The organism is Nostoc sp. UHCC 0251 (genome assembly GCF_034932245.1).
Classification (GTDB): Bacteria; Cyanobacteriota; Cyanobacteriia; order Cyanobacteriales; family Nostocaceae; genus Nostoc.
On sequence record NZ_JAYGHD010000404.1, the window covers coordinates 1 to 11825 of the forward strand.

The 11825-nt window shown below is 40.8% G+C and carries 9 protein-coding genes, 1 pseudogene and 1 riboswitch; of the genes and pseudogenes, 6 read left to right on the forward strand and 4 right to left on the reverse strand.

The annotated features are described in order from the left end of the window. Positions 1–48: 48 nt before the first annotated feature. A complete protein-coding gene (locus VB740_RS33285) occupies positions 49–789 on the reverse strand; it encodes a hypothetical protein (RefSeq protein WP_323204093.1) in 741 nt (246 codons plus the stop codon). Continuing rightward, positions 789–2096, reverse strand: coding sequence for a Fis family transcriptional regulator (locus VB740_RS33290; RefSeq protein WP_323204094.1), 1308 nt, complete (start codon positions 2094–2096; stop codon positions 789–791). The genes VB740_RS33285 and VB740_RS33290 overlap by 1 nt, the downstream gene beginning before the upstream one ends. A gap of 608 nt (positions 2097–2704) precedes the next feature. Here VB740_RS33290 and VB740_RS33295 point away from each other — a divergent pair. After that, entirely contained in the window at positions 2705–3490 is a 786-nt protein-coding gene (locus VB740_RS33295) for an RNA polymerase sigma factor SigF (RefSeq protein WP_012408070.1), read from the forward strand. Positions 3491–3592: 102 nt separating this feature from the next. Here VB740_RS33295 and bchD read toward each other — a convergent pair whose 3' ends face one another. After that, positions 3593–5626 (reverse strand): magnesium chelatase ATPase subunit D, encoded by a 2034-nt coding sequence (gene bchD / locus VB740_RS33300; RefSeq protein WP_323204095.1) that lies wholly within the window; start codon positions 5624–5626, stop codon positions 3593–3595. Positions 5627–5717: 91 nt separating this feature from the next. Between bchD and VB740_RS33305 the strand changes: the two genes are divergently transcribed. From VB740_RS33305 to rnc, 4 genes are all read left to right on the forward strand, one after another. Next, complete coding sequence (locus VB740_RS33305) at positions 5718–6305, forward strand: Uma2 family endonuclease (protein WP_323204096.1); 588 nt, start codon at positions 5718–5720, stop codon at positions 6303–6305. A gap of 43 nt (positions 6306–6348) precedes the next feature. Continuing rightward, positions 6349–6957 (forward strand): hypothetical protein, encoded by a 609-nt coding sequence (locus VB740_RS33310; protein ID WP_323204097.1) that lies wholly within the window; start codon positions 6349–6351, stop codon positions 6955–6957. Between the two features lie 565 nt (positions 6958–7522). Beyond that, positions 7523–8287, forward strand: coding sequence for an NYN domain-containing protein (locus tag VB740_RS33315; protein WP_323204098.1), 765 nt, complete (start codon positions 7523–7525; stop codon positions 8285–8287). A gap of 135 nt (positions 8288–8422) precedes the next feature. Further along, positions 8423–9109, forward strand: a complete 687-nt coding sequence (rnc, locus tag VB740_RS33320; protein WP_323204099.1) for a ribonuclease III — start codon at positions 8423–8425, stop codon at positions 9107–9109. A gap of 206 nt (positions 9110–9315) precedes the next feature. Here rnc and VB740_RS33325 read toward each other — a convergent pair whose 3' ends face one another. Then, positions 9316–10497: a HAMP domain-containing sensor histidine kinase gene (locus VB740_RS33325; protein WP_323204100.1), complete on the reverse strand. Its 1182-nt coding sequence runs from the start codon at positions 10495–10497 to the stop codon at positions 9316–9318. Between the two features lie 418 nt (positions 10498–10915). Next, a riboswitch (cyclic di-AMP (ydaO/yuaA leader) is annotated at positions 10916–11130 on the forward strand. Between the two features lie 34 nt (positions 11131–11164). On the opposite strand from VB740_RS33325, the pseudogene VB740_RS33330 reads away from it, so the two are divergent. Continuing rightward, positions 11165–11791, forward strand: a pseudogene (locus tag VB740_RS33330) (ABC transporter substrate-binding protein); the annotation flags it as partial. Between the last annotated feature and the right edge of the window lie 34 nt (positions 11792–11825).

Consider the following 11825-nt stretch of genomic DNA (forward strand, 5'->3'; position numbering starts at 1 on the left):
ACCCTCTGATTAAGATTCTGTTACATAGCGGGAAATTTTAGCACCCACTTACTTACGATAATTTTCTTGTTGCCCAAACTGGGACAATTTATCGTCCATTTCTTGGGCAGCTAGTATTAATTCTTCGCGGGTAACACTACACTGTGGATTCTGCTTAGTCCGTGTGCGACGAAGGGATACTAAAGACGAAGGCGCTATATTAGCAACTTCCTTGGGAATATCAATAGGAACCTCAACTGGAGAGTTACCTTTTTGAGAAATCTTGGCATACCACCGCCCCTCATCTGCTAATTTGATTTTCCGTTGTCTATGCTGTGGGGTTTTTAATAAGGTTGGAAGATATATCTTCTCTAAACGAGTTGGGTAGGTACTGGATGGAATAGATTGAGGAACATTCCTTGCCTCTTCAAGGCTGTAGATTCTAATAATTTCAGGTAAGTTGATATACTCCTGAAGAACTCGCAGCCATTGTCTGCCTTTACGCTTAATCAAATAGAAACGAGCATTTTGTATAAGTTGCCAGTTGCGATCGCTTTGTAGTTGTTCAACTGGAAAACGATATCCTTTGAGCAAAGCTTCCACAGAAGTTGCAGGTTCTTCTGGTGCTACTTCCTTAAGTAGGGTTAATCCCAATTCCACATCAGCAATGAGTTGGGCAAGACGCTTAAGTTCTCGCTCTTGTACCTTAGTATCTGCGTTAACTAAACTAGATACTATATACTGTTTTAATTCATCCGAGTTGCGGAGTTTTTTACACAGATCCTTGCGCCAGCTAATGGTGTCACGCATTATTTTTTCTTCCCTAAAATTGCTTGAGCCTGAGTGATGATTTCGCTAAATAAGCGCAAGCGCACCCCTTCAAGTTCAGGTTCTAGTTGTTCGCGCACTACCTTTATCCGCAAATACTCTTCGCGTTCATCTGGAAAAACTACAAAGGTTTCCGTTGCATCACGCCGATACTGCACCTTTTGCAAACGTTCTTCATCCACGGATGCCCAATCTTTAAAATCAATTGCCCAGCGAACTTTGCGTAGGAACTCTACGAGTAAGTCAAATTCATCGACAAAAGGCCAGAGAGTAACCCGCAAACCTAATTTTGTCAGTTCTTCTTGAAGTTGAATTTCCCAAATTCCTGGAAGCGTACCGTACAAATGCACGCCAGGGGTAACAGCTTTCCAGTCTGCTGCTTTTTCTTTAGAAATAGGTGGCAATGGCTGAAAGTTGCTGGTTGCACAAAGTCTTTCACACCAAGGGGTACGGCAGGTATATGTACCATCAGGGCGTTGGCGTTGCACATACTTGCAGCGCGGACACAGATGATAGACGCTACCCTCTGCCAACTTATCCATATCGACATAGATTTCTAACCGTGACAATAACTCCCGCAGTGGTTTGAGTTCGGGTAAACGTAGCTGTTGCCGATATTCTGAGTAATGAAGAGTAGGTTTAGTAATAATCAGTTGTCGAAAAGCGCGATAAGCATTTTCTAGCTGATTTCCCCGACAGTATTCCAGTACATCTTTCAGTACTGACTCTTGTACCTGCGCCACCACATCATTACCCGAAACTTGCCATTCTGTAGCAAAATCGGAAACTACTCCGTCTTCTATAACGCTGACATCTGGTGAAAGATATTTAATCTCTTGGGCTGGTTTCCAAGAAGTAATTGATGTTTCCGCCCAATCAAAAAATTGGGGTAGGTTCTCTGGGGCTTGTTCTCCCTGTAGTAAAGAAGTTAAGTACATACGGGACATTCCAATGCGAAGGGCTTCTGGTACTTGACTTCGCTTTTCTAGCTCAAGTTTTTCCCACTGCACCACACCAGTAGCCAGATACCGCAGAGTATCGGTAACAGATAGCTGTAAGGAGGGTTTTTCCGGTTCAGGTGTCAAAAGGCGAAGACTGCGGGCGCTGTGATCATCCCATTCCACGTCTATACCGCGCATAGTTTGCAACCACTTCTGAACTGTTGCTTTCTGACGTGGTTGCATTCCGAGTTCTTGACACAACTCTTCTAGAGTTGGCCCTTGTTTATGGATGCTGAACCATTGCTGAAGTGTATCCAGAATTTTTTGTCGGTGTTTGGTGATTTTCATTGTTCACCCTCCTGTTTAGCAGAAGTGTGACACCCACCAAACTGGCATGTCAATCACCTGTTTCTATGTTTCCACTAGGTTTCCAAAGTTTTCATCTTACCAATATTGAATAGAAATGTACCTCAAGACCCAACTAAGTACAAATTCCCATAAAAATGAGTCAGAATTCGGTTTTTTGTAGCTTAGGTTTTGTTCTTCCACCCGACTTTGAATTTGGATTTTCGATCTTTATTAATGACGATGCGTACTAAAAGATAAAATTGCCCAGTCTCTTTTGCGATTAATTCAGTACCGATTCACGTTGCTCTCAGTATGACAGATGGCTATTAGGTCAGTTATGCATTGTTCAGCATAAATAGCTAGTTTTTGTTGCAAAAGCTAAAGATTATTTACCATTCAACAGTTATATAAAAAGCAAAAATAACCTGTAACAGAGATGTTCGCAAAATCATGCGTACAAATACTGAATTATGGAGTTAGACCCCTCATAAGTTCAGTGAAACGACGATAGCTTATTCTTCCCTGACTAAGCAGAATAATAACAGCTTAGAAGAAAATATACGCAACTCCATTATCTCAGGAATAGGAGTTACAACAAAGGAATGTATATGGCAACAAGTGAGTCCTCTTTACGAACTGATGGTATAGAATTATTACACTTGTACCACCAGAATCCTTCTATTAAACTTCGTAATAAACTTGTACAGTTACATACTGGCTTGGTACGGAAGATGGCTCATAAATTCAGCCATCAATGTAATGAACCTTATGAAGATTTAGAACAAATTGGGTATTTTGGTTTGATTAGGGCTATTGAGCGTTTCGATCCCAGCCAAGGATATGCTTTTAGTTCCTTTGCAGTGCCATACATTCGCGGTGAGATGCTGCACTTTTTGCGCGATCGCAGTACTCTATTAAAAATTCCTCGTCGTTGGCAAGAATTATACAATGAAGGACAAAAGATTCGCAAGGACTTAGCAATGTCTTTAGGTCGTCAGCCTAAAGATGCTGAAATTGCCAGCGAACTTCGGGTATCTGTACAAGAATGGCAAGAAACCAAGTTAGCTGCTCAAAATCGGATGCCTTTAAGTTTAGATGCAACCGCAGTTAACTATGTTGATTGCCAAATAACCTTGGGTGAAGCACTTCCTTGTCCTCGTTCTCATGTACTTTTGCAACAAGAAGAAGAACGCCAACAACTCCAAGGCGCAATCAATATGTTGGAAGAAAAGCCTCGCATGGCGGTTGAAATGGTATTTCTGAAAGAACTTTCTCGCAAGGATGCTGCTAAAAACATCGGTACTAGTCCAATGACGGTAACGCGGTATCTGCAAAAGGGAATCCAAGATTTGATTTGCTATTTGCAACCACAGGTAATGCCCACTGGATCGTAGTCGTGCTAAGTCAAAAATCCAATGACTAATACTTCTCTTCGAGAGGCTGCGCCAACGACTACGCTCAGTACAAGTGACAAATGACCAATGACTAATGACTAATTATCGAGATTTTAAATCAGCGATCGCACCTTTGGTCATAGCAGCAATAGCTTGATCTGTCGCTTTTGGCAAATGATAATATTTACCGCCTGCTGTTTGCGATAATTCTTTAGCAAAGCCAGTAGATACAAATTTACTTTCCGTATCAATTACTAATAGTTGCATCCCCAAAGCCCGGATTCTGGCAGCAATTTCTAATAATTCTCCTTTGATATCTGGCTTTTCTCCTGGTTCAAGCTGTTCACCTAAAGAACGCGCTAAGGGAATATTACCCCGCCCATCGGTGATTGCTACAAGGACAACTTGCCCAATATCTCCACTCATCTGGGCATTTAAGCCGACGCGCACAGCTTGAGTTAAACCATGCGCTAAGGGCGAACCCCCACCACAGGGCAACCTTTCCAAACGGTTACGCGCTAAGGCAATAGAACGTGTTGGAGGCAATAATACCTCTGCCTGTTCTCCCCGGAAGGGAATTAATGCTATTTGATCGCGGTTTTGATAAGCTTCTGTTAACAGTTGCATCACCGCACCTTTAGCCGATTGCATTCGGTTCAGGGCCATTGAGCCAGAAGCATCTACCACAAATACTACTAACGCCCCGGCTTTACGTACCAGGCGTTTCGCACGAATATCAGGTTGTTCTACAATAACTTTTCTATCTGGTTGCCTTTCTCTGCGTGCTTTTTGATAAGGAGCAGCTGCTCTCAGTGTTGCATCTACTGCAATGCGTCGCGCTTTCCCTTTGGGTAACATTGGCTTAATGTAGCGTCCCCTGTCATCGGAAAAGATGACGCTGCGACTACCAGATTTACCTTGCCGCTTCGCCATTTGAGTAAAATACAGCACGTTGTCATCAAGAATTACCCCTTCTGGATCAAAAATGAATTCTTCCGGGATGCTAGGGGGTTCTTGCTCTTGATTCTCTTCCTGTTCTTCTTGTTCTTCTTGTTCCTCTTCAGATTCGTCCTGGGGTTCTTCTTGATTCTGTTGCGGTGGGGGTGGCGGAGGTGGCGGTGATTGTTCGGGTGGCGGTGTCTGCACAACTGTGGCGCGTGGTACAATTACCAGTTCTACGGCACGACGCAAATCTTCGGCATTAACTGTTGTTCGTCCCTCTAAAGCCGCAGCAGCTTTGGCAACCCGCGTGGCGAATAACTCGGCGCGATGTCCCTGAACTCCTCCACGAATGGACTCATCCACTAAGTAGGCAATTTGTTCATGGGTGATGATGACTTCTTTCAACCATTCTCGCGCCAAAATGATTTGGGTTTTCAGGGAGTCTAAGTCTTCGTTGTACTGTTTGAGAAAGTCTTGGGGAGATTTAGAATAAGCGATCGCTTGTTCAACTGCTGCTACTCTTTGATCTAAGCCGAGTACACCGTCAGCAGAAAGTGTGATCGCAATTCTATCTAGCAAATGCTCCCGTAATCCGCCTTCTTCTGGGTTATAGGTGGCAATAAATAGGGATTTGCACGGATGCTGAAAACTAATCCCTTCCCGTTCAATCTGGTTGCGTCCGTCAGATAATACTGTTAAAAGCTGATTTGATATTTGGTCATCTAATAAATTAATTTCATCTACGTACAGTACACCCCGGTTAGCTGTAGCGAGTAAACCGGGCTGAAAAATCGTATCACCTTGTTTTACCGACTTTTCCACATCCACTGAACCTAATAGTCGGTCTTCTGTGATACCTAGAGGAATTTGCAAAAAAGGCGCGGGGATAATTTCAACGGGCACATCTTGAATGTCTTTGTCTGCGTACTCCGCCAACAGTTGATCATCCCATTCTTCTGGGTGATTGGGGTCACAATTACTGATTGAACCTTTGACAACTTCAATCGGCGGTAGTAGAGCGTGGATAGCACGAGCCATTACAGATTTTGCCGTACCACGACGACCTGCGATCGCTACTCCTCCCAAACCAGGATCAACGGCTGCTAACAGCAAGGCTAATTTTATTGCTTCTTGACCGACTACGGCTGTCAAGGGAAAGGCAGTGATGGTGGGGTTGATAGTAGGCGCAGGCATTGTTTGCTTTCATAGCGAGTCTCGGCCTTTAGCATACCAATTTCTGGCACATTTAGAATAAGTATTATGGCAATGAGAGAAAGGTAAGGTTATGAGTATTGCTCAGGCTAAACGCTTCACACTGGATGAATACCACAGGCTTGGAGAATTGGGTTTTTTCCATGAAGATGACCATATTGAATTAATCAACGGGGAAATTATTGAAATGGCATCTAAAGGTACAGCCCATGAAACTTGTTTGCGAAACTTGTTACGAGAACTTCCAAAACTTGTAGGTGATAGGGCAACTTTGCAATCTCAAGCTCCGATTGCTTTGCCACCGAATAGTGAACCTGAACCGGATTTTGCTATTCTTCAAAACCGAGATGATAATTATCTCTCGTCTCACCCTAAAGCGACTGATGTGTTATTGGTGATGGAGGTTGCAGATTCTTCTTTAGCTTATGACCAAGATGTGAAAATCCCTCTCTATGCTAAAGGAGGTATTACTGATTATTGGATATTCAATTTATTCGATAATTATTTGGAAGCTTACAGTGAACCATATCAGGATAATCAAGGCAGATATGGTTATTCAAATAAGCGAATTCTCCTATCAAATGAGATAATAACTTTTCCCTGCTTCCCTAATTTATCTCTTGATTTAGCTAAGGTGTTTCCGCCAAAGCTGAATTTTTAAACTTTGTTATAGGATTAAGTCATAAGACAAAGGAGTAATTTTTATGGCTTATAGTGATTTTAAACTTATTGAAGTTATTGATTCTTTTGGGTTAGTTATCCACGAATCATCTGGACTATTCGCAAATGTGCAAGAGCAAGAATGTAGCGATTTATTATCTACTATTCTTAGGGAAAATGTTGACTTAGCAGTAGCGATAAGTTCGGAAAAAGCTCGTAGTGAAATGATAATTAGTCCAATTTTATTAGAAATTAGACGCAAATTTAATTATGAAATAAGCTTTTTTTCTGGAGTTGATTTTACTGTTGATAGTCAACGAGGATTAAATGGCTTTTGTGATTTCATTTTGAGTCTTTCTTCGGAGCAGTTGCTTGTGCGTAGTCCGGTAGTTGTCTTAGTAGAAAGTAAAAATGAGAATTTGAGGTCTGGTTTAGCCCAATGTATTGCCGAAATGGTAGCTGCTCAGTTATTTAACGAAAGAGGTGGAAATCAAATAAAAGCTATATATGGTGCTGTTACTATCGGTACTATCTGGCAATTCATCAAGCTTGAAGGTAATGTAGTTTCGATTGATTTGAGTGAATATTATATTAAAGATATTAAGAAAATTTTAGGTATTTTGTATGGTGCGATCGCGGAAAGTAAACAGTAAATTATTTATTAGCCAGAATATTATTTAAATAAATGTCGGCTTTTAAAGAATTAACATAGATAATTCTTAAAGTTGATGAATTGTAGGCGATATCTTAAAACAAGCTTTTACGCGTCTATGCTTTTACGAATCTTCATAAATAGCTAGCTGGATTGACATGCTCGCTTCAGATATGCCATTCTGTATTTAAGACAGAATCAATAACCGCACTCGAAAGCGCAGGTTTTTGGTGTTGTCTCAGCAGCAGAATTCCTAGTTTCCTGCCGAGCTTCGAGTCATCCCTTCGGCTGAGTATTGAGCCTACTGTCAAGTCAACCGATTGACTGGACTTTCAACGAGAAGATGAGATGTTCGGATAAATGTTCAGGGGAAAGGATGACGCGAAACTTGGTAGGAAGCCAGGAATTCTACGGCTGAGACTTAAACCAAACGAAAGCGACGGTAAAGAGCTTTATTGCATGGAAGTACTTTTTGAGTATAAATTCCTTGTATCAAGTTCTGCTACTGCTAGATATGTGATTTGTTGAAGCTGTCCAGTTCACCAAAGAATACTGGATATATTACAATGGCACACGCTAATCAATCTTCCAATAGACAAACAAGCCAGCTGCAAATAAAGGTTGGCATCTATTGCGATTTTCAAAATGTTTATTTAAGTGAAGAGCAAGCAAGGTTCTTGCTGGCTTTTGCCATCACAAAAGGAAGCTTGATTAGTAGAAAAGTCTACTATAATTCACTATTTGAAAACCAGGCTTCTGCAAAAGAAAATCTCCAACGCATTGGTTTTAAATGTGAAGATGTTACCTGTTCTTTAAAGAACAGTGCAGACAATCAACTTAAATCTGATTTAATTGACGATGTGTATAACAATCAGTCCCCAGACATAGTTATCCTAGCGTCAGGAGATGGCGACTTTGCAAATGTAGTTCAATTTCTACAAGAAAAGGATATAAACGTCATAATTTTTGCACAACGAGGTAATGTAAAACAAAAGCTGAAAGAGCGTGCTAATGAATTTCACTTTGTAGATGAATTGTCTCAATTAGTTAACTACAAGACTCAGCCTCTTAATTACAATGAGGCTGTAGAGTGCCTAATTGAATGTACTAAAACTTCCTTAAGTCAAGGTAAGCCTACCGGATTTGGATACATTGATAAATTGATGCGTCAGCGTTGCCATAGATACCAGGGCTTTTCCTCTATCTTTATGTCTAACGGCAAGAATTTTAAAAACTTTAGTCAGTTTATTGATGTTGCGGTAAGGGATGGTAAAGTTCAAAAGCAAAATCAGGAATTGTTTTTAGTTGAGTTAGAGAAATTAACTGCTTAAAAAAGCTTTTAAAAACCCAGTTGAGTCAAAGCTGGGTTTTAGCAACACCGCTATATGCGGTTTTTTCATGTCTGAAGACAATAGCATTCGTAAAGTTTCCAACAGTCAATTTACGCAACAAAAAACAAGATAGAAATGCACAAAATTCTAAGATTCCATAATGAAAAACTTCTACGCTGTGCGCTTACACACCGTTCTTATGTCCATGAAAACCCTGGGGAAGGCGAACATAATGAACGCTTAGAATTCCTCGGTGATGCTGTGCTGAATTTCTTAAGTGGGGAATATCTATATAAGTGTCACCCAGAAATGGGAGAAGATGAATTAACCCGGCGGCGTTCGGCGCTGGTAGATGAGAAGCAATTGGCAAAGTTCGCCGAGGAGGTAGGTTTAGACTTTAGGATGCGGTTAGGAAAAGGCGCTATTCGAGACGGAGGCTTCCAAAATCCTAATTTGCTCAGTAGCACCTTTGAAGCTGTACTTGGTGCTTATTATTTAGATAATGATTCCAATATTGAAGCAGTTCGCGCAATTATAGAACCACTATTTGATTCTGTAGATCCTAAGCATATAGTTGTGTCTCGTTCTAATGTAGACTCAAAAAATCGCTTTCAAGAATGGGTGCAACGCAACGTTACTCCAAATCCTCCAAAATATTTCACAGAACAAATAGGAGGTCCTTCTCACGCACCGGAATTCATCGCAAAAGTATTGGTAGATGAAAAATTTTACGGCGAAGGTAAGGGACGCAATAAGAAAGAGGCAGAAAAAGCTGCTGCTGAGGATGCGCTAGATAAGTTGAAAAAACAGGGCTTGTTGTAATAATAGAGTTGTCGCCAAATAAGCTAAAAAAGCGATCAAAGCCAGTCACAGTGAAAATTTCAATAATTTCGGTCTTTCGTCGCTAAAACCTATGCTGTATAAGGTTTTGAGCTATTTAGGGCTTTATTAAGCGACAAGTCTAATATTTTTTGATTTCACGCAGAGACACAAAGAAAAAGTTTATGTCTTGGCGCGAAACCAACTTTCTATTTGTAAGGAAAAATTACGGTGAAGGTAGAACCAACACCTACTTCAGAGACTAGCTTAATTTCACCTTCGAGGAGTTTTACTAAGCGAGAGACGATCGCTAATCCCAATCCTGTACTATCAGGGAGATAGGGACGATCGCTAGCACTTACGCGAAAGTAGGGTTCAAATATCTGGGCTTGATTCTCTGGTGCAATGCCAATTCCAGTGTCAGAAACCGCGATCGCCCATCTCTGATTATCCAATATCTGACACATTATAATAATAGTCCCCGACTCTGTATAGCGAATCGCATTACTAATAAGATTTGTAACAATTTGTTGACATTGAAAAGGATCTGTGATTAATTCTTTGGGAGCGCGATCGCAATCTACTACGACTTTTAAATTTTTCCCAGCAGCTAAAGGTTCCAACATCTCACACACATTATTAATTAATTCCTGCACATCGGTTGGTGCTAGATGAAGCTTTATCTGCCCTGCGTCATACCGCGAAAGTTCTAATACATCGTTGATAAGATGGAGTAACTGTCTACCATTGCGTAGCACGCGCTCAATATGTTCTAAATTGGTATAGTTGTCTGTTATCTTTGTCTTTCGTCGTTGTTGGCGTAAAAACAGATCCGAGTAACCAATAATAGAAGTTAAAGGATGTTTCAATTCGTGAGCTAGTTGCGAAAGATACTCTTGATTGGCGCTAATTAAACGTGTGAGTTCCTCATTATGAAGTGCTAATGATGACTGTAACTGCTGTAATTCCCGCAACCGTTCCTCAACATAACTTTTGAAACATCGAGCGATCGCTTCGTCTAGAATAGCGTCAATCAAACGCATGGAACGAATTATCTCTACAGGTGTTCCACCCAATAAATCTGATTGTATGGTATCAAATATTACTGTTCGCAGCAGATGATATTCTCTGGCAATTTCTGCTGGATCAAAGCCTTGTTCGGCTCGAATAGCTCCATGCTGAAAACTGGCAGTAACTATTGACTGAATCTCATTTTCCTGAGATTTTGAAAGGACTGTTACCATTGCTTTCAAAACATCAGGGATGTGATCCTTTACCGCTGTGTAAGATAGGTCATCAGCACTTTCAATCCGTCTATCCTTGCGAACTGCTAGAATCCATTTATCGAGGATGGTGCCCGTTTTTTCAGCCAGTACTTGACTAAAATCCATTATGTTAAATATCAGCTAGGAGATAGATGAGTAAACTTCCATATGCAATTAGTTTAGCGAGTGCAGTCATCTTTTACCAAATTTAGGAATTTAGTTCACCTACCAAAAGGAATAAATTATACATGCTCTTTTGTTTGCTGATTAATTTATTTTTGTATAAGTTTTTACCAATACAGCTTATTTCTTATTAAAAAATATTAATCAAGCATGTAACATTCTTGATGCTTGGCTCGACTATATTGTTTAGCAGTCTGTGCAAGGAGTTCACTCACAACACGACTAGTAATAAGAGTTTTAATTATTACCAAAAGCTAAGTAATAATATTTAAAATTAGTATTTAAATTAACAACATTTATCATAAGATAGATGGCTTTTACTGAGCATCGATGTTATATTGTCCATAATTTAGTATCCATTAGAGTAAGTCAGCCTAATCCAGCGTATGACAGTGCATAACCCTGGAGCGGAGGAACCAAATTGTGGGGCGTATCTCATAGAAAGTGAAGAGTTGGGAGTAAGGAGTTAGAAGTTACTTTACTAAATACTCAATTTATAACTCATAACTTTCTATAGAAGGGCATCTCTCAGCCCTAGCCCGTCAGCTAACTTCGTAGGCATTGAGAGGAGACTGAAGAGACGGCATTTTTACAATGTTCCGATCTCATCACCTTCGCACAAGGTAAAGAAATCTGGTTGGGACACCCAGATCGACTTTTGGGGGTGATGCAATCTTTCATCGATCAATATCCCAAAACCTATCGTTCTCTAGTCAAGGCGATGATTGAAGCGTGTCAGTATTGCAGCAAAGTAGAAAACCGCCAAGAAGTCGCCGAACTGATAACAGACCGTTCCTTTACAGGTGCTAAACCTAAAAAGAAAGATGCCCCAATTGCGAAGTTTACAAGTCCGGGAATTCTCGGCAACTACAACTATGGCGGCTTTGACGGCAAAGACCGCACCATCAAAGCCGCTGACACCACGATTTTCTTCGATATTCCTGACAACCTTCCCAAGCAACCAGGAGAACACTCCACATTCTTATGGAGATCGAGAAGTATCTGGATGATGACACAAGCAGCAAGATGGGGACAAATTAAGGAATTCCCCAAAAATGCTGAAAAATTAGCAGAACTTGGCTGGAGAACAGATTTATATCGGGAGATAGCATCTGAAATGGGCATCGAGTGTCCCAAGGATGATTACAAGGTTGAACCACCAGAAGTATTTATAGATAAGAAAGGCTTCGACCCCAGCGATCCTGTGGGCTATCTGAATAAGCTAATCGGCATTTAAGTTGCATAATCAGGGCGGGCAAGATGCCCACCCC

Coding starts and splice junctions, on each gene's coding strand:
- VB740_RS33305 (WP_323204096.1), top strand. CDS start 5,718: ATGAGTATTGCTCAGGCTAAACGCTTCACACTGGATGAATACCACAGG.
- VB740_RS33290 (WP_323204094.1), bottom strand. CDS start 2,096: ATGAAAATCACCAAACACCGACAAAAAATTCTGGATACACTTCAGCAA.
- VB740_RS33285 (WP_323204093.1), bottom strand. CDS start 789: ATGCGTGACACCATTAGCTGGCGCAAGGATCTGTGTAAAAAACTCCGC.
- VB740_RS33315 (WP_323204098.1), top strand. CDS start 7,523: ATGGCACACGCTAATCAATCTTCCAATAGACAAACAAGCCAGCTGCAA.
- bchD (WP_323204095.1), bottom strand. CDS start 5,626: ATGCCTGCGCCTACTATCAACCCCACCATCACTGCCTTTCCCTTGACA.
- VB740_RS33325 (WP_323204100.1), bottom strand. CDS start 10,497: ATGGATTTTAGTCAAGTACTGGCTGAAAAAACGGGCACCATCCTCGAT.
- VB740_RS33295 (WP_012408070.1), top strand. CDS start 2,705: ATGGCAACAAGTGAGTCCTCTTTACGAACTGATGGTATAGAATTATTA.
- rnc (WP_323204099.1), top strand. CDS start 8,423: ATGCACAAAATTCTAAGATTCCATAATGAAAAACTTCTACGCTGTGCG.
- VB740_RS33310 (WP_323204097.1), top strand. CDS start 6,349: ATGGCTTATAGTGATTTTAAACTTATTGAAGTTATTGATTCTTTTGGG.